Annotated in this window: 24 protein-coding genes; 3 read left to right on the top strand and 21 right to left on the bottom strand. The window is 64.1% G+C overall.

Features of this window, described 5'->3' with window-relative positions:
- Nucleotides 1–6: 6 nt before the first annotated feature.
- The 5 genes from XH83_RS12460 to XH83_RS12440 form a co-directional block, all read right to left on the bottom strand.
- A complete protein-coding gene (locus tag XH83_RS12460) occupies nucleotides 7–816 on the bottom strand; it encodes a CbbQ/NirQ/NorQ/GpvN family protein (RefSeq protein WP_194407271.1) in 810 nt (269 codons plus the stop codon).
- Between the two features lie 64 nt (nucleotides 817–880).
- Nucleotides 881–2,227: a cbb3-type cytochrome c oxidase subunit I gene (locus XH83_RS12455; protein ID WP_194407270.1), complete on the bottom strand. Its 1,347-nt coding sequence runs from the start codon at nucleotides 2,225–2,227 to the stop codon at nucleotides 881–883.
- 40 nt (nucleotides 2,228–2,267) lie between these two features.
- The gene (locus XH83_RS12450) at nucleotides 2,268–2,720 is read right to left on the bottom strand and encodes a cytochrome c (RefSeq protein ID WP_100177802.1); all 453 of its coding nucleotides are present in this window, start codon (nucleotides 2,718–2,720) and stop codon (nucleotides 2,268–2,270) included.
- A 112-nt stretch (nucleotides 2,721–2,832) separates the two neighbouring features.
- Nucleotides 2,833–3,093, bottom strand: a complete 261-nt coding sequence (locus tag XH83_RS12445; protein WP_371746359.1) for a cytochrome C oxidase subunit IV family protein — start codon at nucleotides 3,091–3,093, stop codon at nucleotides 2,833–2,835.
- Nucleotides 3,093–3,671: a cytochrome c oxidase subunit 3 family protein gene (locus XH83_RS12440; RefSeq protein WP_194407268.1), complete on the bottom strand. Its 579-nt coding sequence runs from the start codon at nucleotides 3,669–3,671 to the stop codon at nucleotides 3,093–3,095. Before XH83_RS12440 ends, XH83_RS12445 begins: the two co-directional genes overlap by 1 nt.
- 173 nt (nucleotides 3,672–3,844) lie before the next feature.
- On the opposite strand from XH83_RS12440, the gene XH83_RS12435 reads away from it, so the two are divergent.
- Nucleotides 3,845–4,012 carry a hypothetical protein gene (locus tag XH83_RS12435; RefSeq protein WP_194407267.1) on the top strand — a complete coding sequence of 56 codons (168 nt, stop codon included), beginning with the start codon at nucleotides 3,845–3,847 and terminating at the stop codon, nucleotides 4,010–4,012.
- 77 nt (nucleotides 4,013–4,089) lie between these two features.
- Here XH83_RS12435 and mmsB read toward each other — a convergent pair whose 3' ends face one another.
- The 16 genes from mmsB to XH83_RS12355 form a co-directional block, all read right to left on the bottom strand.
- Nucleotides 4,090–5,280 (bottom strand): multiple monosaccharide ABC transporter permease, encoded by a 1,191-nt coding sequence (mmsB, locus tag XH83_RS12430; protein WP_194407266.1) that lies wholly within the window; start codon nucleotides 5,278–5,280, stop codon nucleotides 4,090–4,092.
- Nucleotides 5,277–6,854 (bottom strand): multiple monosaccharide ABC transporter ATP-binding protein, encoded by a 1,578-nt coding sequence (gene mmsA / locus XH83_RS12425; RefSeq protein WP_194407265.1) that lies wholly within the window; start codon nucleotides 6,852–6,854, stop codon nucleotides 5,277–5,279. The genes mmsB and mmsA overlap by 4 nt, the downstream gene beginning before the upstream one ends.
- A 179-nt stretch (nucleotides 6,855–7,033) precedes the next feature.
- Nucleotides 7,034–8,107, bottom strand: coding sequence for a multiple monosaccharide ABC transporter substrate-binding protein (gene chvE / locus XH83_RS12420; protein ID WP_194407264.1), 1,074 nt, complete (start codon nucleotides 8,105–8,107; stop codon nucleotides 7,034–7,036).
- 73 nt (nucleotides 8,108–8,180) lie between these two features.
- Nucleotides 8,181–9,059, bottom strand: coding sequence for an SMP-30/gluconolactonase/LRE family protein (locus XH83_RS12415; protein WP_194408245.1), 879 nt, complete (start codon nucleotides 9,057–9,059; stop codon nucleotides 8,181–8,183).
- Nucleotides 9,059–10,135: an aldose epimerase family protein gene (locus XH83_RS12410; RefSeq protein ID WP_194407263.1), complete on the bottom strand. Its 1,077-nt coding sequence runs from the start codon at nucleotides 10,133–10,135 to the stop codon at nucleotides 9,059–9,061. The genes XH83_RS12415 and XH83_RS12410 overlap by 1 nt, the downstream gene beginning before the upstream one ends.
- Before the next feature lie 2 nt (nucleotides 10,136–10,137).
- Complete coding sequence (locus XH83_RS12405; protein ID WP_194407262.1) at nucleotides 10,138–11,064, bottom strand: Gfo/Idh/MocA family protein; 927 nt, start codon at nucleotides 11,062–11,064, stop codon at nucleotides 10,138–10,140.
- On the bottom strand, nucleotides 11,061–11,837 hold the full coding sequence (locus XH83_RS12400) for a FadR/GntR family transcriptional regulator (RefSeq protein WP_194407261.1): 777 nt from the start codon (nucleotides 11,835–11,837) through the stop codon (nucleotides 11,061–11,063). The genes XH83_RS12405 and XH83_RS12400 overlap by 4 nt, the downstream gene beginning before the upstream one ends.
- Complete coding sequence (gene yjfF / locus XH83_RS12395) at nucleotides 11,834–12,814, bottom strand: galactofuranose ABC transporter, permease protein YjfF (protein WP_194407260.1); 981 nt, start codon at nucleotides 12,812–12,814, stop codon at nucleotides 11,834–11,836. Before yjfF ends, XH83_RS12400 begins: the two co-directional genes overlap by 4 nt.
- Complete coding sequence (locus tag XH83_RS12390) at nucleotides 12,811–13,803, bottom strand: ABC transporter permease (RefSeq protein ID WP_194407259.1); 993 nt, start codon at nucleotides 13,801–13,803, stop codon at nucleotides 12,811–12,813. Before XH83_RS12390 ends, yjfF begins: the two co-directional genes overlap by 4 nt.
- Entirely contained in the window at nucleotides 13,800–15,344 is a 1,545-nt protein-coding gene (locus XH83_RS12385; protein WP_194407258.1) for a sugar ABC transporter ATP-binding protein, read from the bottom strand. The genes XH83_RS12390 and XH83_RS12385 overlap by 4 nt, the downstream gene beginning before the upstream one ends.
- A gap of 121 nt (nucleotides 15,345–15,465) precedes the next feature.
- Nucleotides 15,466–16,431: a galactofuranose ABC transporter, galactofuranose-binding protein YtfQ gene (gene ytfQ, locus XH83_RS12380; RefSeq protein WP_194407257.1), complete on the bottom strand. Its 966-nt coding sequence runs from the start codon at nucleotides 16,429–16,431 to the stop codon at nucleotides 15,466–15,468.
- Between the two features lie 340 nt (nucleotides 16,432–16,771).
- On the bottom strand, nucleotides 16,772–17,944 hold the full coding sequence (locus XH83_RS12375) for a fumarylacetoacetate hydrolase family protein (protein WP_194407256.1): 1,173 nt from the start codon (nucleotides 17,942–17,944) through the stop codon (nucleotides 16,772–16,774).
- Between the two features lie 132 nt (nucleotides 17,945–18,076).
- The gene (locus XH83_RS12370) at nucleotides 18,077–19,054 is read right to left on the bottom strand and encodes a HEAT repeat domain-containing protein (RefSeq protein WP_194407255.1); all 978 of its coding nucleotides are present in this window, start codon (nucleotides 19,052–19,054) and stop codon (nucleotides 18,077–18,079) included.
- Between the two features lie 2 nt (nucleotides 19,055–19,056).
- Nucleotides 19,057–19,290, bottom strand: coding sequence for a ferredoxin family protein (locus tag XH83_RS12365; protein WP_007593252.1), 234 nt, complete (start codon nucleotides 19,288–19,290; stop codon nucleotides 19,057–19,059).
- A gap of 31 nt (nucleotides 19,291–19,321) precedes the next feature.
- Nucleotides 19,322–21,064, bottom strand: coding sequence for a fumarate reductase/succinate dehydrogenase flavoprotein subunit (locus XH83_RS12360; RefSeq protein ID WP_194407254.1), 1,743 nt, complete (start codon nucleotides 21,062–21,064; stop codon nucleotides 19,322–19,324).
- A gap of 104 nt (nucleotides 21,065–21,168) precedes the next feature.
- The gene (locus XH83_RS12355; RefSeq protein WP_194407253.1) at nucleotides 21,169–21,942 is read right to left on the bottom strand and encodes a ferredoxin--NADP reductase; all 774 of its coding nucleotides are present in this window, start codon (nucleotides 21,940–21,942) and stop codon (nucleotides 21,169–21,171) included.
- A gap of 208 nt (nucleotides 21,943–22,150) precedes the next feature.
- On the opposite strand from XH83_RS12355, the gene XH83_RS12350 reads away from it, so the two are divergent.
- Together XH83_RS12350 and XH83_RS12345 are read left to right on the top strand one after the other, a co-directional pair.
- Nucleotides 22,151–22,462: a gamma-butyrobetaine hydroxylase-like domain-containing protein gene (locus XH83_RS12350; protein WP_194408244.1), complete on the top strand. Its 312-nt coding sequence runs from the start codon at nucleotides 22,151–22,153 to the stop codon at nucleotides 22,460–22,462.
- A 179-nt stretch (nucleotides 22,463–22,641) separates the two neighbouring features.
- On the top strand, nucleotides 22,642–23,418 hold the full coding sequence (locus XH83_RS12345) for a Crp/Fnr family transcriptional regulator (RefSeq protein WP_194407252.1): 777 nt from the start codon (nucleotides 22,642–22,644) through the stop codon (nucleotides 23,416–23,418).
- Nucleotides 23,419–23,568 lie beyond the last annotated feature (150 nt).

Below are 23,568 nucleotides of genomic sequence, written 5' to 3'. Positions count from 1 at the left end.
GCGGCCTCACCCGATGACGGCGCGTGCGACGTCGAGCAGCGCCGCCTTCACGTCGGAATCGTCGGTGAGCGGCTCGATCATGCCCGCCAGCACGGCATCGGCGATCGGCGTGCCCGCGGCGATCAGGGTCGCGCAATAGACCACGAGCCGGGTCGAGACGCCCTCCTCCAAATCGTGGCCTTTGAGCGCGCGCAGCCGCCCAGCCAGCCCCACCAGCGGCCGCACGCGCTCCGGCGACAGCCCGCTTTCGGCGGACACGACGCCGATCTCCTGCTCTGGCGGGAGGAAATCGAATTCGATCGCGACGAAGCGCTGGCGCGTCGAGGGCTTCAGGGCCTTTAGCAGCGTCTGGTAGCCGGGATTGTAGGAGACGACGAGCATGAAGCTGTTCGGCGCCACCAGCTCCTCGCCGGTACGCTCCAGCGGCAGGATACGGCGATCGTCGGTCAGGGGATGCAGCACGACGGTGACGTCCTTGCGGGCCTCAACGACCTCGTCGAGATAGCAGATGCCGCCTTCGCGCACGGCGCGTGTCAGCGGACCATCGGTCCACACGGTGTCGCCGCCCCTGAGCAGATAGCGGCCGGTGAGATCGGCGGCGGTCAGATCGTCATGACAGGCGACGGTGTGAAGCGGCAGTCCCAGCCGCGCCGCCATGTGCGCGACGAAGCGGGTCTTGCCGCAGCCGGTCGGCCCCTTGAGCAGAACCGGCAGACGCCGCCGCCAGGCATGCTCGAACAGCTCGCATTCCTTTCCGGACGGAACATAGGCCGGCAATTCGGGCGCCGAGGTGACCGTGTGAAGGGCAGCTTTCATGATGTCTCTCCGGAATTTCCAAGGAAGCTGGCGGCCGCCGCGAACCGCGGCCGCCCTTTCTCGTTTACTCGGCCGGCTGCAGCGCGGCGGGGATGACCGCCTGCTTCTCGCGGCCCGGCACAAGCACGGCCCAGACGAACATCAGCGCGGAGATCGCGACGAACACACCGGAGCCGAGCCGGACCCAGTAGAACATCGCGAGCTGGTCCTGCACGTCCATGTAACCCTGGCCGAGCACGCGCTGCAGATGGACCTGGACCACGCCGGCGAAGGTCAGCGCGAAGGTCATGGTCATCATCGCCGTGCACATGATCCAGAAGCTGGTCATGGAGAGCCACTGGTTATAGGGCGCCCGTCCCTTGAGCTGCGGGATCGCGTAGGCCATCACCGACAGGTTCAGCATCACATAGGCGCCGAAGAAGGCGAGATGGCCGTGCGCGGCGGTGACCTGGGTGCCGTGGGTGTAGTAGTTCACCGAGGACAGCGTGTGCAGGAAGCCCCACACGCCGGCGCCGAGGAACGCCATCACCGAGCAGCCGACCGACCACAACAGCGCGGCGCGGTTCGGATGCTTGCGGCCGGCCTTCCAGGTCATCTGCACCGTGAAGATCACCATGGTGAAAAACGGAGCAACCTCGAGCGTGGAGAACAGCGAACCGATCCACTGCCAGTAGCCGGGCGCGCCGATCCAGTAGAAATGGTGGCCGGTGCCGAGGATGCCGGAGAACAGGGCAAGGCCGATGATGACGTAGAGCCACTTCTCGACGACCTCACGATCGATGCCGTTGAGCTTGATCATGAGATAGGCGAGCACGGAGGCCATGATCAGCTCCCAGACGCCCTCGACCCAGAGATGGACGACGTACCACCAGTACATCTTGTCGACGGCAAGGTTCGCCGGGTTGTAGAAGGCGAACAGGAAGAAGATCGCGACGCCCCACAGGCCGAACAGCAGGATGTTGGTGATCGTGGTCTTGCGGCCCTTCAGCGCCGTCATCGTGACGTTGAACAGGAACATCAGGCAGACGACGACGATGCCGACCTTGATGATGAAGGGCTGTTCGAGGAACTCGCGGCCCTCGTGATAGTGGAAGAGATAGCCGACCACGGCGACGCCGGCTGCGCCGAAGAACATCCAGAACTGGATCTTCGCCAGCAGCGGGCTGTAGAGCTCGGTCTCGGTTTCTTCCGGAAGCAGGTAGTAGGTCGCTCCCATGAAACCGATCAGCGACCATACGATCAGCGCGTTGGTGTGGATCATCCTGACGATGTTGAACGGCAGGATGACCGACAGGGTATTGGGCAGGACGTAGATCGTTCCGGCAAGGAGGCCAAACAGGACCTGGGCCAGGAACAAGGTCAGCGCGCCGTAGAAATACAGCATCGCGACTTTCTGGGTTTGATATTTCATCTCGGGTTCTCTCTGTCTTAAGAAGAAGAAAGCAGCATGCTCAGCCGGCCTTGTTCGGCGGCCAGCTCTGGCGCTTGATCGTGCTGGCCCATTGCAGGAAGTCAGCGAGATCATTGAGCTCCTGGTCGGTCAGGTTGAACTGCGGCATCTGCCGCCGCCCCTCTGCGCCCGAGGGCTGCGACTGCATCCAGGCTTTCAGCGTCTCGCGTGCAGCGGCCGGATCCTCCTTGCCGCCCCAGCGATCCCAGACATTGCCGACCTCGGGGGCGAAATAGGCGCCCTCGCCCAGCAGCGTGTGGCAGTTGATGCAGGAGTTCTTCTCCCAGACATGCTTGCCGCGAGCGACCGACGAGGTCAGCGTCGTCGCGTCCGTGGACGTCGTGGCCATGTAGTAATGGCTGTGCGCCGTCAGCCCTATGAAGATGGCGAAGAAAAAGGCCGAACCGCCGTAAAACACATTTCGCGCGGCCGACTTGGTCAGGCGTTCAGCCATTGCCAATCCTTTCCGGTTTGAGTCGAGAAAATCTGTGATGCTATTTATTGCCGATCGGTAGGGAGCGCTCTTTGACGAAGCGCAACGATGGCGACGATACGCAAACCGCCGGTCAGATCAGGACGACGATGGCGGATGCGAGCCAGGCGAACAGCACCACGATGACAACCCAGGCGCTGACGAGGCCGCGCCAAAGCGCCGGCGCCGAGCGAAGATCGAGGAAATCGAGCACGATACGGCGGCCCTTGAGGGCGGCGAAGGTCAGCAGCAAAGCATTGGCGAACAAGGGGCGCGACACCAGCGTCGGAACCAGAAGGGTCGCGAGCGCTAGGCCGATCAACGTCATCCAGGCGATGTCGAGACGATCGGGAATCACGGGTGCACCAGATAGATGATGGGAAACATGACGATCCAGAGCAGATCGACCAAGTGCCAGAAAGCGGTTCCGGTCTCGACGCCCGCCGGCCGGGCACCCCGCAAGACTACGGCCAGGATGACGATGCCGAGGCCGACATGCAGGAGATGGAAGCCGGTAAGGAGAAAGTAGAGCGTGAAGAACGGGCTGGTCTCCAGGCCGTTTCCTTGCGCGATCTCGCCGGCATATTCGGTCAGCTTGACCGCGATAAAGACGCCGCCAAGGGCCATGGCGCCGAGCAGCCAACCGCGCGCACGCCCTCTTTCCCCCGCCCGTGCAGCAGCCGCTGCCCGCGCGGCGGCCCAGCCACTGGTCACGAGCACGATGGTGTTGAGTCCCGCCAAATGTGGGTCGAGCGTGGCCTGTCCGGCGGCAAAGAGCGCCGGGTGAAGCGCGCGGGCGATGACGAAAGCGCCGAGGAACAGGCCGAAGGCGGCGAGCTCGCTGAAGATGAGCACCCAGATCATGGGATCGCCGGGAAGATCTTCCAGGATTCCCCAACCGGTTCCCTCTTGTTCGCAATCCGTCGCCGACATCTGATTTCCAAATCAAGTCGCCGAACAGATAGTCCACCGGCGCGATTCCGACTTTGTCGCCGGACAAATAGTGCAACCGGCCAGGGGCGCGTTTGCGCTACCGCAACGTTCCGGCCGCCCCGCCGTCATAGGGTGGATATTTAGAGCGGTTCCGCAAAACAGTGAGCGATGCGATGAGCGATGCACAAATCGGGCTGCTGACCGCGACCCCCATCATCATCGTGTTTGCCATCGCGCTCCGGCGCATGGGGGTGCTGTCGACCGTGGCAACCGTATCGGCGGTGACCCTCTCCGTCGCGATCGCGACCGTGCTGTTCACGACGCAATCACCGCTGCAGTAGTGTCGGAGGCGTAGGGTGGATTAGCCCTACGATTGCGCAACGCGCAATCGCTCGGTGTAACCCACCCTACGGCATCGTTACCGCCGCTGGTTATACACGTCGATACACACCGCCCCGAGCAGCACCAGGCCCTTGATGACCTGCTGATAGTCGATGCCGATGCCGAGGATCGACATGCCGTTGTTCATCACGCCCATGATCATGGCGCCGACCACGGCGCCGCCGACGCGCCCTACCCCGCCATAGGCCGAGGCCCCGCCGATGAAGCAGGCGGCGATGACGTCGAGCTCGAAGCCGAGCCCGGCCTTAGGGGTCGCGGTGTTGAGGCGCGCGGCGAAGACGAGGCCGGCGAGCGCGGCGAGCACGCCCATGTTGACGAAGGTGAGGAAGGTCAGCCGCTCGGTCTTGATGCCCGACAGTTTTGCCGCCTTCGCATTGCCGCCGACCGCATAGACCTGCCGCCCGATCACGGTGCGCCGGGTGACGAAGCCGTACAACGCGATCAACGCGGTCATGATCACCAGCACGTTCGGCAGTCCGCGATGCGAGGCGATCAGATAGGTGAAATAGAGCACGGCGCAGGCGAGCAGGACGCTCTTGCCCAGGAAGAACGCATAAGGCTCGACCTCGATGCCATGCGATTGCTCGCGCGAGCGGCCCTTGGCGCTGGCATAGACGAGGCCGAGCGCAAGCACGGCGCCGATCAGCATCGAGGTCGGATGCAGCGTGCCGGCTTCGGGCAGAAGCTCCGGAATGAAGCCGGAGGACAGCTTCTGGAAGGTCGCCGGGAACGGGCCGAGTGACTGGCCCTGCAGCACCGCAAGCGCGAGCCCCTTGAACACCAGCATGCCCGCCAGCGTCACGATGAAGGACGGAATGCCGAAAAAGGCCACCCAATAACCCTGCGCCGCGCCGATCGCCGCGCCCAGCAACAGGCAGGCGACAAAGGCGAGCGTGTAGTCGACCTTGTAGGTCACCATCAGCACGGCGGCGACCGCGCCGACGAAGCCGGCGACCGAGCCGACCGAGAGGTCGATATGGCCGGTGACGATCACCAGAAGCATGCCGAGCGCCATGATGACGATGTAGCTGTTCTGCAGCACGAGGTTCGTCAGGTTGAGCGGCTGCAGCAGCGTGCCGCCCGTCATGACCTGGAAGAACAGCATGATCGCGACCAGCGACATCAACATGCCGTAGTTGCGCAGATTGTTCTTGATGAAGCTGCCGTGCCGGCGCTCCTCGGGCAGCGATACCGTCTTGTCGGTCATGGCTGCATTCCTCCCATTTCCGCGGCCGCGCGCGCGGCGTTCCCAATGTTTCGTTCGTTGCGCATGATGGCGCGCATGATCTTTTCCTGCGTCGCCTCGGCGCCTGCGAACTCCCCGACGAAGGCGCCGTCATTCATGACGCAAATGCGGTCGCAGATGCCGAGCAGTTCGGGCATCTCCGAGGAGATCACCACGACACCGCGGCCGGCTTCCGCCAGCTCGTTGATGATACAGTAAATCTCGTATTTGGCACCGACGTCGATGCCCCGCGTCGGCTCGTCCAGGATCAGGACTTTCGGGTCGGTCATCAGCCATTTCGACAGCACCACCTTCTGCTGGTTGCCGCCGGAGAGCTGGCCGGTCTCCTGGTAGACGTCGGAGCAACGGATGCGCATGCGGGTGCGATAATCGCTGGCGATCTTCAGCTCTGCGATGTCGTCGATCACCCGTTTAGGCGCGACCTGGTCAAGGCTTGCGAGCGTGATATTCTTGCGAACGTCGTCGGCCAGGATCAGCCCGAGCTGCTTGCGGTCTTCCGTGACATAGGCAAGTCCGGCATCGATCGCCGCCGCGACGCTCGGCAATGCCATCTCTCTGCCCTCGAGCCGGAGAGAGCCGCTGATCGCAGTGCCCCAGGAGCGGCCGAACAGGCTCATGGCGAACTCGGTGCGCCCGGCGCCCATCAATCCGGCAATGCCGACGACCTCGCCGCGCCTGACGCCGAAATTGACGTTCTTGATCACCTGCCGCTCGGGATGGATGGGGTGATAGACCGACCAGTTCGCGACGTCGAGCACGGGTTCACCGATCTTCGCGCTGCGCTCCGGGAAACGGTGCGCCATATCGCGATTGACCATGCTGCGGATGATGCGGTCTTCCTGGATCGGCTCGCTGCGGCAATCGATGCTGTCGACGGTGCGGCCATCGCGCAGCACGGTGATGTGGTCGGCGACCTTGGCGACCTCGTTGAGCTTGTGCGAGATCAGGATCGAGCCGATGCCCTGCTCGCGGAAGACCATCAGTCGTTCGAGCAGCGCGGCGCTATCGGCCTCGTTGAGGCTGGCGGTCGGCTCGTCCAGAATGAGCATCCGCACCCGCTTGGACAGCGCCTTGGCGATCTCGACCAGCTGCTGCTTGCCGACGCCGAGATCGGTGATCAGCGTATCCGGGGATTCCTTCAGGCCGACCTGCGCCAGAAGCGCGCGCGTGCGCCGATAGACCTCGTCGCGATCGATCACGCCCAGCTTCGAGGGCGGATGCGACAGGAAGATGTTTTCCGCGATCGACATCAACGGAATCAGCGCCAGCTCCTGATGAATGATGATGATGCCAAGCGCCTCGGAATCGTTGATGTCGCGAAAGCGCCGCTCCTCACCGTCGAAGACGATGGTGCCCTCGTAACTGCCGGCGGGATAGACCCCGCTCAGCACCTTCATCAGCGTCGACTTGCCGGCGCCGTTCTCGCCGACGAGCGCGTGGATCTGCCCGGCGTGAACCGAGAAGTTGACGTCGCGCAGCGCCTGCACACCGGCAAAGCTCTTGCTGACGTTGCGCATCTCCAGCATGGCGGTCATCGTGTCATATCCCATCCGTTACCTCACCTCTCCCCGCTTGCAGGGAGAGGTCGAAATGCGCGCGTCGCGCGGATTTCGGATGAGGGGGAGTCTCCGCAGGAGCAATGTCCACCGTCCCCGTGGAGGCTCCCCCTCACCCACCCCTCTTCCCGCAAGCGGGGAGAGGGGAAGAAAACGTCTTACTGGAATTGCGACTTCTTGTAGTAGCCGCTCTCGACCAGGACCTTCTCCCAATTGTCCTTGTAGACCACAACCGGCTTGAGCAGGTAGGAGGGCACGGTCTTGACGCCGTTCTCGTAGGTCTTGGTGTCGTTGACCGTGACCTGCTTGCCGGCGAGCGCGGCGTCGACCATGTCGGCGGTCACCTTGGCGAGGTCGCGGGTGTCCTTGAAAATGGTCGAATATTGGTCGCCGCGCAGCATCGCCTTGATCGAGGGCACCTCGGCGTCCTGGCCCGAAATGATCGGCATCGGCTGATCGGCGCTACCATAGCCGACGCCCTTCAGCGAGGAGATGATGCCGATCGAGATGCCGTCATAGGGCGACAGCACGGCGTTGATCTTCTTGTTGCCGTAATAGGCGCTGAGCAGATTGTCCATGCGAGCCTGGGCGGTGGCACCGTCCCAACGCAAGGTCGCGACCTTGTCCATGCCCATCTGGCCCGAGGCGACGACGAGCTTGCCGCTGTCGATGTAGGGCTTCAGCACGCTCATCGCGCCGTTGTAGAAGAAATAGGCGTTGTTGTCGTCGGGCGAGCCGCCGAACAGCTCGATGTTGAACGGACCCTTGCCGTCCTTCAGGCCGAGCCCCTGCTCGATCGATTGCGCCTGCAAGACGCCGACCTGGAAATTGTCGAAGGTCGCGTAATAATCGACGTTCGGCGTGCCGCGGATCAGGCGGTCATAGGCGATCACGGTGATGCCTTTTGCCTTGGCCTGCTTGAGCACGTCGGACAGCGTCGTGCCGTCGATCGCGGCGATCACCAGCGCCTTCGCACCCTTGGTCACCATGTTCTCGACTTGCGAGAGCTGGTTCGGAATGTCGTCCTCGGCATATTGCAGATCGGTGTTGTAGCCGCGCTCCTTCAGCACCTTGACCATGTTGTTGCCGTCATCGATCCAGCGCGCTGAGGATTTGGTCGGCATGGCGATGCCGACGGTCGCCTTGTCCTGGGCGGAGGCGGCGAGACCTGTCGCCATCGTCGCAGCGCCCGCCAGCGCCAGCGCGAGGAATGTGGTCTTCAGTTTCAGCATGTTTCACTCCCTTGGGTGTCAGATTATTTCTTCGTGTCGTCGCGAACGTGGTCGTGGGCTGCTTTGTCGTCTCCTATGCGAGCTTGACGTCGGGCTCCGCACGACCGCGCGCGGAGGCCTCTAGTAGAAAAGTGCAGCCGGCCTGCGGATCGGCGGCGCGTGCGGCTGCGTCCATATCCTGCCATGCGGACGTGACGAGAAGGCGCGACAGGTCGGGGTCGACGAAGGCCGGGCAGCTCGCCTGCTTGGCCGGCACGCTGAGCGAGCGCTGGCGTTCGCCTTGCGGGGAATAGACATCGATCCGGCCCGCGCCCCAGCAGGCGTTCCAGATGTTTCCGTCGGCATCGCACACCGAGCCGTCGAGACCGCCAATGCCGGTATGGCGCAGCAGCACCTCCGGCTCGCCGCGCGGCAGGCCGGTCGCGGGATTGAGCGGCACGGCATAGAGTACGGCGCGCGGGGTGTCGGTGAAGTAGCCGGTGGCTCCATCCGGCGAGAAGCAGATCGAATTGGGAATGCTGATGCCGGGAAACAGTGTGGAGATCTTGCCGCGATGGAGCGCGTAGATCGCGCCTGCCTTCGGCTCGGCCTTCTTGCCCATGGTGCCGATCCAGAACGTGCCGGATTGATGCACACGGCAATCATTGGAGCGCGTGACGGGATTGTCCGCCTCGAGCGGAAGGAACAGCGTCATCTCACCGTCGGCGAGCTTGCGGATGTAAAGCCCGTCCTCGGCGACGATCAGCTGCCGTTCGGCATCGATGCGCCCGAGCGCGCTCGCCATCCGGCCGAGCGTATGAATGCGGATGCTGCCGCTGCAAAGCTGCGCCTCGAACAGCCGTCCCTCGCGGATATCGAACCACCAGGCGGTATCGGTGGTCACGTCATAGGTCGGACCCTCGCCGAGATGGCAGGGATCGCTAGAGAGAACGGTGGTGGCGACCTGCTCCATCATGGCGTCCTCACTGCAAAGCGATAGACCGTGTGATTGCGATAGACCTGGCCGGGATCGAGGCGCGGGCTCGGAAAATCCGGCCGGTTCGGCGCATCAGGCCAGATGTGCGGCTCCAGGCACATGGCGTCCGACTGCCGGATGAGCTTGCCGCCCTTCCCCGAAATCGTGCCGTCCAGATAATTGCCGGAATAGACCTGAAGGCCGGGCTGGTCGGTGAAAAGCTCCATGATCCGCCCCGAGCGCGGCGCCTCCAGCCGCGCGGCGAGCGCGAGCTTGCCATCACGTCCGAGGCAGTAGGTGTGGTCGTAGCCCCGGCCGTTCTGCAATTGCTGATCGCCCTGCCGGATGCGCTCGCCGACCGGCCGAGATTCGCGGAAGTCGAACGGCGTGCCGGCAACGGGACGCGGCGGCTCCGACAAGGGAATGGCGGTGGGATCGATGGCGAGAAAATGCTCGGCGGCCACCGCCAAGCGGTGGTCGAGAATGGGAATGCCTGACGTCGCGCCTTCGAGATTGAAGAAGCTGTGGTTGGTCAGGTTGACGATGGTCGGCCGGTCGCTCCGCGCCTCCATGTTCAGCGACAGCTCGGTCGGCCCGGTGATGCGATAGGTCAGGCGGACGTCGAGCTTGCCGGGATAATTCTCCTCCCCGTGCGGGCTGACATAGGTCAGCGTCACCGCAGGCGCGGCGCCCTCGTCGATCTCCACGATCTCCCAGAGCTTGCGGTCGAATCCATCGAGGCCACCATGCAGCGCATTCGGCCCGTTGTTGACGGCAAGCTGCACCGTCTTACCATCGAGCGAAAACTGTCCCTTGGCGATGCGGTTGGCGTAGCGGCCGACGGTGGCGCCGAAGAACTTTCGTTCCGCGAGATAGCCGGCGAACGCGTCGTGGCCGAGCACGACGTCGTCATGGCCGCCCTTCGCGTCCGGCGCGATCAGCGCCTGAAGCACTGCCCCATGGGTGATGATGCGCGCCTCGAACCCGCCTGTCCCGCGCAGCACGATGCGCTCGACGTCGCGGCCATCAGGCAGTCTTCCGAAGACATCTCTTTCGATTTTTGAGCCAGCCATGTCTAATCCACGAACGGTTCGACAATTGTGCGCTTGCCTAGCAGGAAGGCGTCGGCGACGAGGCGAAGCGGCGTCAGATCGACGTCGCTCGCGCCGGTCGCCGCGAGCTCGACGAAGCGCCGGTAGAGTCCGCGATATTCCTCATCGGGAGCTTCGGCAAGCACCTTGCCGTCAACGGCCATGCGCGCGCCACCGCTGGACAAGGTCATCCGGCCGCGATCGGTGTCGACGACGATATCCCAGCTTTGCGGCCCGGACTGGCGGAAATCGAACTCGGCGGTTGCAGGCAGGCCGTCGACGTCGGTGATTGTCAGGTTCGCGGCGATCGGCGCCTGGCAATTGGCGGGAAAGGAAAGTTCAGCCGCGGTGACGAACACCGGCTTCGGCAGGATCCTGGTCAGGATCGACAGTGCATTGATGCCGGGATCGAACACGCCGAGGCCACCCGGTTCCCATATCCAGCCCTGACCGGGATGCCAGACGCGGACGTCCTCCTTCCAGCTGATGTGAACGGAGGCAATGCGGCGCGCGGCAAGCCATTGCCGGGCCGGCTCGACCGCCGGTGCGTAGCGCGAATGCCAGGTCGCAAACAGCGTTCGCTTTGCCGCCGCCGCCATCGCGATCAGCGGGTCGAGCTCGACAACGCCGGCACCCGGCGGCTTCTCCAGCATGACATGCTTGCCGGCCGCGAGCGCCGCCGCGGCCTGCGCGCGCCTCACCTGCGGCGGCGTGCAGAGCGAGACCGCGTCGATCGGCGGTCCCTTCTCCAGCAATTCCTCGATGGTCGCAAAATGCGGCAATCCCGGCAACGAGGCGTTGCGGCTGGCGACTGCCGCCAGCGTCACGCCGGGCACGGCGGCAATCGCGCCGACATGCTGGTCGCGCGCGATCTTGCCGAAACCGACGATGCCGATGCGAAGTTCGGTCACGCTTGCTCTCCCGTATTCGCAGAAGACGGCGGGTCCGCCGGGGCTGTTTCGATCACCGTTCCCTCGTGACGCCTCATGCCGTTGTGAATGACATAGACCATCGCCTCCGACGCAGCCTCGGCATCGCCCGCTGCGATGGCATCGACGATCTTCTGGTGCCAGAGCAGCACGGTGTCGCGGTCCTCCGGCTCGACCGGCGCGCTCAGCAGGAACGAAGCGCGCAGCGCGGCCTCGATGACGTGTCCGATCGAGCGCATGAAGAGGTTGCCCGAGGCGCGCGCGACGGCGACATGCAGTGCGAGGTCGGCATCGGCGAAGCCGACCGAATCCGACGCCTCAAGCCGCATATGGTCCATGCACCGGCGAAGCTCGACGAGATCCTGCTCCGACCGCTGCGTGGCCGCCAGCATCGCCGCGCGCGGCTCGACCGCGAGACGGATCTCGGCGAGATCGTTGAGGAAACGCTTGTCGATGCCGGCGTCCAGATGCCAGGCCAGCACGTCGGCGTCGAACATGTTCCAGGCCGCGCGTTCGCGCACGACGGTGCCGACCCGCGCCTTGGTGGTGAGCAAGCCCTTGGCCACGAGAGTCTTCACGCTCTCGCGCAGCACCGGCCGCGACACGCCGAACATCGCGATCATCTCGGCATCGCCCGGCAGGCGCGTCCCTTCCGCATAGCGGCCGGCGATGATGTCGACGCCGATCGAGCGGGCCACCTCCGCATGGTTGGAATGGGCCCGCCGCGTCGGGATGATGACGATGCGCGAAGTCATATGGCAGCTCCCGCGCGTTTCGCCGCCGGCCGCCGCGCGAGTGCGACCAGGGCCTGCTGCAACGCGATGAACGCGAACAGCAGCACGCCGGTCGCGATCTTGGTCCACCAGCTCGACAGCGTACCGTCGAAATTGATGTAGGTCTGGATCAGCCCCTGTATCAGGACGCCGAGGAAGGTTCCGATCACCGAGCCCTGCCCGCCCGTGAGCAGCGTGCCGCCGATCACGACCGCGGCGATGGTGTCGAGCTCGACGCCGACGGCGGAGAGAGAATAGCCGGCGCTGGTATAGAACGAGAAGACGATGCCGGCGATGCCCGCGAGCAGGCTCGACAGCATGTAGATCTTCACCGTCATCGTGCCGACGGCAACGCCCATCAGGCTCGCGGTCGCCCGGCTGCCGCCGAGTGCATAGACGTTGGCGCCAAACCGCGTGAGATGCAGCAGCAGGGCGCCGCCGATGACGATCACCAGCATGATGATCGCGACCGCGGTCAATCGCCCGCCGCCGGGCATCCGCAGTGCGAAGTCGGACACCGTGGAATAAACAGGTGCCGTGATCGGCACCGATTCCGTCGAGAGCAGGAAGCTGGCGCCACGGGCCAGGAACATGCCGGCGAGCGTCACGATAAACGGCGGCAGGTCGAAGACATGGATGACGGCGCCCATCGCCGCGCCGAAGGCCGCCGAGAGCGCGAGGATGGCGACGAAGGCGACCAGCGGCGGCACGCCCCAACGCTCGATCGCCAGCGCCACGAAGACCGTGGTGAAGCCGATCACCGAGCCGACTGACAGATCGATGCCGCCGGAGATGATCACAAACGTCATGCCGGTTGCCACGATGCCGAGGAAGGCATTGTCAGTCAGGAGATTGCCGACCACGCGGGTCGAGGCGATATTGGGGAACTGCATGGCGCAGAGCGCAAAGCCTGCCACGAGCACGATCGCGGTGATGAGGACGGGCGGTAGGCCTCTCATGCTTTCGTCCTCCGCAGCCGTGCGGCGATACCGGCAAAGCCGGACAGCTTCGGCGATTGCAACAGCAGCACCGCGAGCACCACCACCGCCTTGACCAGCAGGTTGAACTCCGGCGGATAGCCGGACAGGAGAATTCCGGTGTTCATCGTCTGAATGATCAGCGCACCCAACACCGCGAGTACGAGGCTGAAGCGGCCGCCGAACAGCGAGGTACCGCCGATCACCACGGCCAGAATCGCATCGAGCTCGAGCCACAAGCCGGCGTTGTTGGCGTCAGCGCCCATGATGTCGGCCGCTGCGATCACGCCCGCGAGCGCGGCGCAGACTCCGCACCAGACATAGACCGACAGGATCATCGCACGGGTGCCGACGCCGGAAAGCTCGCTCGCGCGCGCGTTGCCGCCGGTCGCCTCGATCAGCAGCCCGAGCGCCGAGCCGCGCACCACAGCGCCAGTGAGAATGAGCATACCGAGGGCAATGACGACCGGCACCGGAAGGCCGAGCACCGAACCATTCCCGAGCCAGACCAGATCCGGCGAGGAGAACGTCACGATGCGTCCTTCGGTGATGAGCTGGGCGATGCCGCGGCCCGCGACCATCAGGATCAGCGTCGCCACGATCGGCTGCATGCCGAGCACGGCGACGAGAAATCCGTTCCAGAGGCCGCAGACAAGGCCCGCCCCCAGCGCGGCCGCCACCACCACCGGAAGGCTGTGACTGTCGGCAAGACTTGCGGCGATCGCGCCGCAGATGGCCATCACCGCGCCGACCGAGAGATCAATGCCGCGCGTCGCAATCACCAGCACCATGCCGAGCGAGAGCAGCGCCACCGGCGTGCCGCGGTTGAGCACGTCGATCAGGCTACCGAACAGACGGCCGTCCTGCAGCCGCAGATCGAAGAATTGCGGCGACACCACGCGGTCGACCGCGAGGATGACGATCAGCGCGAGAATCTGGGCGAGGCCGCGGCGCGGCAGCAGCGCTGTCATGTGTGAGCCTCAAGCGCAACAGTGACGCTATCGGCGGCGATGGCGGCGAGGATGTTGCCGACGTCGACCGCCTCGCCCGCGAGCTCCTCGACATGGGCGCGGTCGCGCAGCACCACGACGCGGTCCGAATAAGTCACGATCTCGTCGAGCTCGGAGGAGATCACGAGCAGCGAGAGGCCATCGTCACAGAGCTCGCGGATCAGCCGGATGATCTCGGCATGGGCGCCGACGTCGATGCCGCGGGTCGGCTCGTCCAGCACGAGGAGCCGCGGCGAGGTCGCGAGCCAGCGCGCCAGCAGCACCTTCTGCTGATTGCCACCGGACAACAGCCCGACGGGACGCTCGGGGTCGGCCGGACGGATGTCGAGCATCTTGACGTAACGCCGCGCGATCTCGTCCTGCTCGCGGCGGGACAGCGGGCGATGCAGGCCGCGCTTGGCCTGGAGCGCCAGCACGATGTTCTCGCGCACGGTGAGCTCGGCGACGATGCCGTCGGTCTTGCGCTCTTCCGGGCAATAGCCGAAGCCATGGCGGACGCCGTCGCGCGGCGACTGAAGGCGGACGGGCGCGCCTTCCACCCTCGCCTGCCCGCGATCGGCGCGCTCGGCACCGAACACCAGCCGTGCGGTTTCGGTGCGGCCCGAGCCGAGCAGTCCGGCAAGGCCGACGACCTCGCCATGACGCAGCTCGAGATTGAACGGCGCAACGTAACCGGCCTTGCCAAAATTCTCAAAGCTCGCGCAGACCTCGCGCACTTCATGTTCGCTCGCCGCCGCCCGCGCACTGGTGGTCTCCGCCAACTCGCGGCCGAGCATCATCCGGATCAGCTCGAGCCGCGCCAGGGACGCGGTCTCGCGCTCGCCGACAAGGCGGCCGTTGCGCAGCACCGTGATCCGGTCGGAGATCTCGTAGACCTGATCAAGGAAATGGCTGACGAAGACGATACCGATGCCGCGCCCCGCGAGCTGGCGCATGATTCCGAAGAGAATCTCGACCTCGTGGCGGTCGAGGCTCGCGGTCGGCTCGTCCAGGATCAGCACGCGCGCGGAGAGATCGACAGCGCGGGCAATCGCGGTGACGTGCTGGATGGCCACGGAATAGCTGCCAAGCGGCGCGGCGACGTCGATGTCGAGACCAAAATCTGCAAGCAGCGCCTTGGCGCGACGGCGCATCTCGCCTTCGCGCACGATGCCGAAGCGCATCGGCTGGCGGTCAAGGAAGAGATTTTGCGCCACCGAGAGGTTCGGCAGCAAATTGACCTCCTGGTAGACGGTGGCGATGCCCGCTGCGAGCGCCGCCTTGGCCGAGCGAGGCGCGATCTCTTTTCCGCCGATCCTGACGATGCCGGAGTCGCGCGGGAACACGCCGGTGACGACCTTGATCAGCGTGGACTTGCCAGCGCCGTTCTCGCCCAGCAGCGCATGGATCTCGCCGGCGCGCAGTGTGAAGTCGACCTCCTGCAACGCGTGCACGGCGCCGAAGCTCTTGCTGATCCCGCGCACCTCCAGCAGGGGGGCAGCAGGATCACGGCTGTTCTGCATGGCAAAAATCACTCCCACGGGTGTCCGCCAATGATGCGGACATCCAGCCTACGCGTTCGCGCGGCGGTTTCGAAGCGGGTTGCCGGACCACCGGACGACGGCGGTCCGGCAATGCGCCGCCTCAGTAACCGAGCCCCTTCTTGCTGTCGTATTCCTTCTGCGGATTGTCAGAGGCGGTAAGCAGCCTGGATTCAGTCTGGATCCATTTCGGCGGAACGGTGCCCTTCTCCTTGAAGGCCGCGACGGCATCGAAGGCCGGACCGGCCATGTTGGGCGTCAGCTCGACCGTGGCATTGGCTTCGCCAGCGACCATCGCCTTGAAGATATCGGGGACCGCGTCGATCGAGACGGTGAGGATGTCCTTGCCGGGCTTGAGGCCGGCTTCCTTCATCGCCTGGATCGCGCCGACCATCATGTCGTCGTTATGCGCATAGACCGCACAGATGTTCTTGCCGCCGCCTTCGGCCTTGATGAAGCTCTCCATCACCTCCTTGCCCTTGGCGCGGGTGAAGTCGCCGGTCTGGCTGCGTACCACCTTCAGGTTGGCGTGCTTGGCAATCGCCGTGTCAAAACCCTTCTTGCGGTTTGCGGCGACGCTGGCGCCGACCGTGCCCTGCAATTCGACGATGTTGCAGGCCTTCGTCCCGACGGTCTTGGCCAGCCAGTCGCCCGCGACCGCGCCTTCGTGCACGCTGTCGGAGGTGACGGCGGTGAGATAGAGTTCCTTGCCGGAGGGATCGATATCGCGGTCGAGCAGCACCACCGGGATCTTGGCCTCCTTGGCTTCCTTCAGCACCGAGTCCCATCCGGTCGAAACGACCGGGGCGAGGAAGATCGCATCGACGTTCTGCGCGATGAAGGAGCGGATCGCCTTGATCTGGTTCTCCTGCTTCTGCTGCGCGTCGGCGATCTTGAGATTGACCTGGCGCTTGGTGGCCTCCTGCTTGGAGACCGAAGTTTCGGCTGCGCGCCAGCCGGATTCCGATCCGATCTGCGAGAAGCCGATGGTGAGCTGGCCGGCATTGGCGGGCAGCGCGAGCAGCAAGGCGGCCGTGGCGCTGGCCGCAAAGAGGGCTTTGAGGGTCATCAGGCGTGTCTCCCAAGATGTTATCCGGAGCGCCGATTGGTAGCATGGCACCCGCAGGCCGGCCTCTGAGGCGGCGGGAGGCACTATTTCATAGGAGGCGAGTTCCGACTAGTCATATTATTTGACTATTTGGAGGAAAACGCGCGAGAGGGAGAGCGCGCGGTTTTATGACACGCTCAGCGCGACTTTGTTCCAGAGATGCAACGGGGAGATGAAGGGAATTTTGCGCGGTGGGTGCAGGCGCTCATCCCAGCGACGGAGATAAACGACTCGTGGAAAGCGCCCTCACCCGCCACGCTTCGCGTGTCGGCCTCTCGCCGCAGGCGAAAGAGGCGAAGAACTAGATCAGCTTCCGCTGCGCCAGGTTCTTCATCAGCGCGCCGATGCCGAAGGTCCAGGGCTCGCACTTGTCGCTGGTGCGCATGCGGTTCACCAGCTTTCCGAGCTCCGGCGCTGCGATGGTGACGATGTCGTCGCGCTTGTGCGTGAACCCCTGCCCCGGCGCATCGCGATCCTTGACCGGCGCGAACATGGTGCCGAGGAAAAGCACAAAACCGTCGGGATATTGATGGATCTTGCCGATGGTCTGCGCGACGAGGTCGGTTGGATCGCGGCTGATCTTGCTGATCGAGGAATGACCGTCGAGGACGAAGCCGTCCGTGCCCTTCACGTTCAGGCTGATGTCCAGCTTGCGCGCGTCGTCGAGCGTAAAAGTGTCGTCGAACAGGCGCAGCAGCGGGCCGATCGAGCAGGACGCGTTGTTGTCCTTGGCCTTCGACAGCAGCAGCGCCGAACGGCCCTCGAAGTCGCGCAAGTTCACGTCGTTGCCGAGCGCGCCGCCGACGATCTTGCCGCGGCTGGAGACGAACAGCACCAACTCCGGCTCCGGATTGTTCCAGGTCGATTTCGGATGCAGGCCCGCATCCATGCCGGTGCCGACGGACGACATCGTCGGGGCCTTGGTGAAGACCTCGGCATCTGGGCCGATGCCGACCTCGAGATACTGGCTCCAGGCGTTCTGGTCGATCAGCACCTGCTTCAGGTGCATGGCCTGATCCGAGCCCGGCTTGAGTTTTGACAGATCATCGCCGATCAGCCGCGTCACTTCTTTGCGGATGGCTTCGGCGGAGGCGGGATTGCCCTTGGCCCGTTCCTCGATGACGCGCTCCAGCATCGAGATCGCGAAGGTGACACCGGCCGCCTTCAATGTCTGGAGATCGACAGGCGCGAGCAGCCAGGGCTTGTTCGGATCACGCCCGTCGGGAGCGGTGTTGGCAACGATCTCCTCGAGTTCGCCAATGCGCTCGCCCTTGGTCGAGCCAAGCGCCTTGGCCGGATTGTCTTCCTCACACAGCGCGCTGACGGTCGGAAACCTTGCCGTGACGTCAAAGACGCCATCACCGCGCACGGCGACGACGGCCGGACCGTTCACCTGTGGCAACCAGACGCGGCCGACCAGCGTCCCCTTCGTTCCATCCTCGGGGAGAAGGTCCTTCACCGTCAATGTCGTCATGGCCGCGCCCTCGCTGTTTCTAAGGACCAGCCGCGTTTGCAGCCGCTGATCCCATTGGCGAAGACCAATAAACGTCTGGCGGGGGAAGTCCAGAGCGGCCGCGAAAGGCCCGCTATGTCCCGGCCCTCCCCTTTACGCGCCGGCCCGCGCCTTGCGCGCCGCGATCTGCTGCAGCGCCCAACGCGCATTCTTGCGGACTTCGGGATCGGGATCGTCAGCGATCACGGCGAGGAACGCCTCGCCGTCGGGATGGGCGATCTCGCCGAGCGCGGCGGCCGCTTCTTTACGCAAATTGGCCTGGTCGTGATTGACGCAATAGCCAATCGGCCGCACTGCGCGCTCGATCTTCATCCGGCCAAGGCTGCGGATCGCTTTCAGCCGCACCTGCCAGAATTCATCAGCGAGCGAGCCGATGAGTTGGTCGGCCGCGATCGCGCCATTGGCGTTCAAGCCCAGCGTTTCCGCGGCCATCTCGCGGACCATCCAGTCGCTATCCTTCAACGCACGGGTGATGGTCTCGGCCGCGGGTTTCATCTGCGAGAACGCCAGCGCGCTCACGGCGGCACGGCGGACATGCGCGTCGGGATCGTTGATCAGCGCGGTCAGCGCGGGAATCGATTCTTCCAGCTTGAGAAAACCGATCACGCCGATTGCCTGCACGCGCACGGCGGCGTCCGTGTCTTGGAGCGCTTCCAGCGCCGGCTTCAGCGTGTCCTTGCTTCGCAATTCCTTGAGCGCACGCAGCGCGCCCATGCGGACAAAGGCGTGGGGGTGCTTCACCAGCGGCAGGATCACGCCCGCGCAAGCAGGATCCTTGAACTCGGCCATGCTGTCGGCGGCGGCCGCCGCGACGATCCTCTCCGGGTCGACCAGCAGTCTCACCAGTGCGCTTGCCGCCTCCGGACCGTCGAACTCGCCGAGCGCCATCGCGACCTGCTGGCGCACGCCTGCATCGGGGTCGGCGACCATGTTGGCGAGATGTCCGACCGCGGCCGGATCGCCGGAATGGCCCAGCGCGATGATGGCGACGCGGCGTTCGGCGGGATCGGCAGCCTGCAGCCGCTCGTCCGCGTCTTCGAGGTCGTCGTAGGACTCGAACGGGCTCGACATGTTCACCTCAACAGATAGGGAATATTGACGGTGACGGCGCCGGTCGGACAATCGGCTTCGCAGGGCATGCAGTACCAGCACTCGTCATAGGCCATGTAGGCCTTGTTGGTCATGTCGCTGATGCGCAAGACGTCGAGCGGGCAGACGTCAACGCAGACGGTGCAGCCCTTGTCGGCGATGCACTTGGCATCGTCGACGACCACCGGAACCGAGGTCTGATAGGACGCGAGAGGCATGTGATGTCTCCTGTTGCTGTGGCGCGGTGGGTCAGGCGGAGGCGCGGATGCGCTGCTTGTCGTAGAGATCCTTCTCGTCATCGGCGATCGGCACGACATAGGGCTCCACGGCGCGCTTCTCGCTGGTCATCTTGCCGTCCTGCTTCGACAGCAACGTGTGGCAGAACCAGTTCTCGTTGTCCTTCTCCGGGAAATCGGTGCGCCAGTGATAGAGGCCCCAGCGGCTCTCCTCGCGGTAGAGCGAGGCGTGCGCCGCCATGTCGGCGCAGTCCATGATCGACTGCACTTCGAGGGCACGGAGCAATTCGTGCGCGTTGCGCGCGATCATGCGCTCCTGCATATCCTCCCGCGCCTCGGCGAGGCGGCGCATGCCGAGCTCGTATTTGCGCGTGACTTTCGGCGGCTGGAGATAGTCGTTGACGAGGCGGCGGGTCTTGTATTCGACCTGGTTCGGCGGAATGCCGTCCTCGCGCTTGGTCGGCGCCATCACGCGGTCGCGCTCCATCGCGATGTCGGCGGCGTCGAACTCCGCAAAATCGTGGTTGTCGGCGTACTCCATCGCGTCGATGCCGGCGACCGATCCGTTGGTGAAGGCGCCAAGCATGTAATTGTGCGGCACGCTCGCCATGTCGCCGGCGGCGTAGAGACCCGGCACGGTGGTGCGGGCGTTGTCGTCCACGAACACGCCGGAGGCGCTGTGGCCGGAGCAGAAGCCGATCTCGGAGATGTGCATCTCGATCGACTCGCTGCGATAGTCGACCCCGCGTCCCTGCTGGAACAGACCGCGCGTCGGACGCTCCACCTTGTGCAGCGTGGATTCGATCTCGGAGATGGTGTCGGGATGCAGATGCTTGAGCTGGAGGAACACCGGGCCCTTACCGGACAGGAGCTCGTTGTAGAATTCCAGCATCATCTGGCCGGACCAGTAGTCGCATTCGATGAAGCGCGAGCCTTCGTTGTTCGCCGTATAGGCACCGAAGGGGCCGGCGACATAGGCGCAGGCCGGACCATTATAGTCCTTGATCAGCGGGTTGATCTGGAAGCATTCGAGGTTCGCGAGCGCGGCACCGGCGTGATAGGCCATGGCGTAACCGTCGCCTGAATTGGCGGCGTTTTCATACGTGCCAAACATGTAACCGGAGGTCGGCAGGCCGAGGCGGCCGGCAGCGCCCATGCAAAGGATGACGGCCTTGGCCTTGATCACCAGCATCTCTGCGGTGCGGGTGTTGACGCTGACCGCGCCGGCGATGCGACCGTCGGCGGACTTGAGCAGCCGCGTCGCCATATAGCGGTTGGAGATCAAGATACGGGCGCGGCGGAGCTGGCGGTAGAGCGCCTTCTTCACGGTCTCGCCGTTCGGCATCGGCAGGACGTACGTGCCGATGTGGTGCACCTTCTTGACGGCGTAGTCGCCATTCTCATTCTTCAGGAAACGGATGCCGAAACTGTCGAGTTCCTCGATGATCGAGTAACAATTCTGCGCGTATTTATAGACCGCCTTCTGGTCCACGATGCCGTCGTTAGCGATTGTGATTTCCTTGGTGTACTGCTCCGGCGTCGCATAGCCGGGGATGACGGCGTTGTTCAGGCCATCCATGCCCATCGAAATCGCGCCGGAGCGCTTCACGTTGGCCTTTTCGAGCAGGACGACATTGGCCTTCGGATTCTTCAGCTTTGCCTTCAGCGCCGCCATCGGGCCGGCCGTGCCGCCGCCGATCACCAGCACATCGCAGGAAACCTCCGAAAGTCCGTCGACGATCTGATCTAGTGACATCACTTGCTCCTGGTTCGCCGGCAGGTCCGGCGCCTTTGCATCAGATTTGTTCAGCAGACGTCCCGGCGATAGCAATTAGTTGTCGCTGGGGTGCGATTTGCGCGTCAGCGCTCGACAAAGGCCTTTTCGATCACGAAATGGCCGGGACGGCTGTGATTGCCCTCGACAAAACCGCGCGCGGAAAACATCGCGGGAAGTTCCTCCAGCATCGCCGGGCTGCCGCACAGCATGATGCGGTCGGTCTCGATATCGAGGCCTGACAGGCCGATGTCGTCGAACAGCTGGTTCGATGCGATCAAGTCGGTGATGCGGCCGCGATTCCTGAATGGCTCGCGGGTGACGGTGGGATAGTAGACGAGCTTGTCGCGGATCAGCGGCCCGAAGAACTCATGATTGCGCAGGCCTTCGACCAGGTGCTCGCCATAAGAGAGCTCGGAGACCTGCCGGCAGCCATGGGCGAGCACGATGGTCTCGTAATTCTCGTAGACGTCGGGGTCCTTGATCAGGCTGGCGAACGGCGCGAGCCCCGTTCCGGTCGAGAGCAGCAAGAGGCGCTTGCCGGGAATGAGATTGCCGGTGATCAGCGTGCCCGTGGCCTTGCGGCCGACCAGGATGACGTCACCCTCCCTGATCTTCTGAAGGCGCGAGGTCAGCGGGCCGTCCTGCACCTTGATCGAGAAGAACTCGAGCGCTTCCTCGTGATTGGCGCTGGCCATGCTGTAGGCCCGCATCAACGGTTTGCCTTCGACCTCGAGCCCGATCATCGCGAACTGGCCGTTCTGGAATCGAAAGCCGGGATCGCGCGTCGCGGTGAAGCTGAACAGGGATTCAGTCCAGTGCCTGACCGACAAAACCGTTTCCTTCTGAAAGGCGCTCATGATCTCTCCTTCTCGATGGCGTCAAGGTCACGGAGAGAAGAGAGTCCGGCAATTCGGAAGTGAGATTCCCTGTCGATTAGTTTCACATTTCGCGGACGATGATCGAGCGAAGGCCCTGAAGGGGGCACCACGCATCCGCTTCGGCAATTAGTTGCTATCCGTCCGGCTCCGCGTCGACGTAGGAAGAAGCCGGAGGTTTGTCATGACCATGACCCTGGTGGCACCGACCGTTGCCGACTACGAAACAAGTGCCGATCTGGCATCGCTGCTCGTCCGAACTGCGCAGGACGACGCACTGGCCGTGCCCGCCGAAACGCTCCGCCTCTCCTGCAAATGCGCCCATTGCACCCGCGCCCGCTTCGACGGTCGATTCCCGGAAACGTTCCCGGGCATTGCGATCACCGAGATCGGCGATCTCGGTTATGGGCTGAACATCGCGTTCTCGGATGGGCACAACCGGGGGATTTACCCGAAGCCGTATTTGCTGAGCCTGGCTGCAGCAGACAACCCTGCATCCTGAGCGTTCGGTTGCTCAAACCGGCGTCATGGCCGGGCTTGTCCCGGCTCCCTAAATTTCCTGCCGCTCCAAGAACGTGGATGCCCGGGACACGCCCTCGGGCATGACGGCAGAGGAAACCTCGCCCCCATCTGGCACGGACATTGCTCCTCTTTAGAACGATTTGAACGTTCCGGAGGCAGATGATGTTGCAGGCGGCAAACGTGGTTCGCGGGACCGTCCCCCCCGCAGTCCGGCCTGCGGGCAGTTCCTCGCTGCTGCTCACCGAGAACCAGCAATGGATCGGCGGCCCACCGCCGCTGATGGACAAGCTCACGCCGCGCGAGCGGGAGCTGGTGCTCAAGCAGGGAAGACGAAAGGTGCTGAACCGCGGCCAGACGCTGTTCAGCCAGGGTGGCAAGCATGACGGTATCTGGCTGATCGAGAGCGGCCGCATCCGCGTGTTCTACACCTCGCCGCTCGGGCGCGAGATTACGCTCGCCTACTGGCATGTCGGCAATTTCGTCGGCGGGCCTGAGGTTTTCGAAGGCACGGTGCATCAATGGTCCGGCGTTGCGTCCAGCAATTGCAGCGTCGTGCACCTCCCCGGAAAGGAACTTCGGTCCCTCGCCGCCGAGATCCCGAACCTCGCGATCGGCCTGATCGAGGGCCTCACCTTCAAGGGCAAATGCTATTCCGCCCTGGCGCAGATGCTGGGGACCCGCTCGATCACCCAACGCCTCGCGCATCTCTTGCTCCATCTCGTCGAGCTTTACGGCGTCGAGGATGCCGACGGTCACGTGATCGCGGCCGCCTTCACCCACGCCGACATCGCCCACATGGTCGGCGCCACCAGGCAATGGGTTACGATCAGCCTGAAGCGCATGCAGGAAAAGGGAATCGTGCAGACCAAGCGGTCACAGATCGTGGTCTGCCGGACCGACATATTGGAGGAGATGCGTGGTCACGCATCTGACTAGGCGAATTTGCGGCCAAGGCCGGTGCACAGGCAAGCGGCTTTATAGTGCAGGACTGCCCAAGGAGTATGCAATCACCTTTTCCCGGCAACTAATCGACTGCGGTCACCATTCCGGATTTGCCCTGCCCCCTCCCTCCCCCAATCATGGCCA

The organism is Bradyrhizobium sp. CCBAU 53351, from assembly GCF_015291745.1.
In the GTDB taxonomy this organism is placed as follows: Bacteria; Pseudomonadota; Alphaproteobacteria; order Rhizobiales; family Xanthobacteraceae; genus Bradyrhizobium.
The sequence above is the reverse complement of the archived record's forward strand: the minus strand, read 5'-3'. Positions and strand labels throughout refer to the sequence as shown.

What these genes read in the sequence shown, in the direction of transcription:
- XH83_RS12460 (WP_194407271.1), bottom strand. Translation starts at nt 816, where the DNA reads ATGAAAGCTGCCCTTCACACGGTCACCTCGGCGCCCGAATTGCCGGCC.
- XH83_RS12455 (WP_194407270.1), bottom strand. Translation starts at nt 2,227, where the DNA reads ATGAAATATCAAACCCAGAAAGTCGCGATGCTGTATTTCTACGGCGCG.
- XH83_RS12450 (WP_100177802.1), bottom strand. Translation starts at nt 2,720, where the DNA reads ATGGCTGAACGCCTGACCAAGTCGGCCGCGCGAAATGTGTTTTACGGC.
- XH83_RS12440 (WP_194407268.1), bottom strand. Translation starts at nt 3,671, where the DNA reads ATGTCGGCGACGGATTGCGAACAAGAGGGAACCGGTTGGGGAATCCTG.
- XH83_RS12435 (WP_194407267.1), top strand. Translation starts at nt 3,845, where the DNA reads ATGAGCGATGCACAAATCGGGCTGCTGACCGCGACCCCCATCATCATC.
- mmsB (WP_194407266.1), bottom strand. Translation starts at nt 5,280, where the DNA reads ATGACCGACAAGACGGTATCGCTGCCCGAGGAGCGCCGGCACGGCAGC.
- mmsA (WP_194407265.1), bottom strand. Translation starts at nt 6,854, where the DNA reads ATGACCGCCATGCTGGAGATGCGCAACGTCAGCAAGAGCTTTGCCGGT.
- chvE (WP_194407264.1), bottom strand. Translation starts at nt 8,107, where the DNA reads ATGCTGAAACTGAAGACCACATTCCTCGCGCTGGCGCTGGCGGGCGCT.
- XH83_RS12415 (WP_194408245.1), bottom strand. Translation starts at nt 9,059, where the DNA reads ATGGAGCAGGTCGCCACCACCGTTCTCTCTAGCGATCCCTGCCATCTC.
- XH83_RS12410 (WP_194407263.1), bottom strand. Translation starts at nt 10,135, where the DNA reads ATGGCTGGCTCAAAAATCGAAAGAGATGTCTTCGGAAGACTGCCTGAT.
- XH83_RS12400 (WP_194407261.1), bottom strand. Translation starts at nt 11,837, where the DNA reads ATGACTTCGCGCATCGTCATCATCCCGACGCGGCGGGCCCATTCCAAC.
- yjfF (WP_194407260.1), bottom strand. Translation starts at nt 12,814, where the DNA reads ATGAGAGGCCTACCGCCCGTCCTCATCACCGCGATCGTGCTCGTGGCA.
- XH83_RS12390 (WP_194407259.1), bottom strand. Translation starts at nt 13,803, where the DNA reads ATGACAGCGCTGCTGCCGCGCCGCGGCCTCGCCCAGATTCTCGCGCTG.
- XH83_RS12385 (WP_194407258.1), bottom strand. Translation starts at nt 15,344, where the DNA reads ATGCAGAACAGCCGTGATCCTGCTGCCCCCCTGCTGGAGGTGCGCGGG.
- ytfQ (WP_194407257.1), bottom strand. Translation starts at nt 16,431, where the DNA reads ATGACCCTCAAAGCCCTCTTTGCGGCCAGCGCCACGGCCGCCTTGCTG.
- XH83_RS12375 (WP_194407256.1), bottom strand. Translation starts at nt 17,944, where the DNA reads ATGACGACATTGACGGTGAAGGACCTTCTCCCCGAGGATGGAACGAAG.
- XH83_RS12370 (WP_194407255.1), bottom strand. Translation starts at nt 19,054, where the DNA reads ATGTCGAGCCCGTTCGAGTCCTACGACGACCTCGAAGACGCGGACGAG.
- XH83_RS12365 (WP_007593252.1), bottom strand. Translation starts at nt 19,290, where the DNA reads ATGCCTCTCGCGTCCTATCAGACCTCGGTTCCGGTGGTCGTCGACGAT.
- XH83_RS12360 (WP_194407254.1), bottom strand. Translation starts at nt 21,064, where the DNA reads ATGTCACTAGATCAGATCGTCGACGGACTTTCGGAGGTTTCCTGCGAT.
- XH83_RS12355 (WP_194407253.1), bottom strand. Translation starts at nt 21,942, where the DNA reads ATGAGCGCCTTTCAGAAGGAAACGGTTTTGTCGGTCAGGCACTGGACT.
- XH83_RS12350 (WP_194408244.1), top strand. Translation starts at nt 22,151, where the DNA reads ATGACCCTGGTGGCACCGACCGTTGCCGACTACGAAACAAGTGCCGAT.
- XH83_RS12345 (WP_194407252.1), top strand. Translation starts at nt 22,642, where the DNA reads ATGATGTTGCAGGCGGCAAACGTGGTTCGCGGGACCGTCCCCCCCGCA.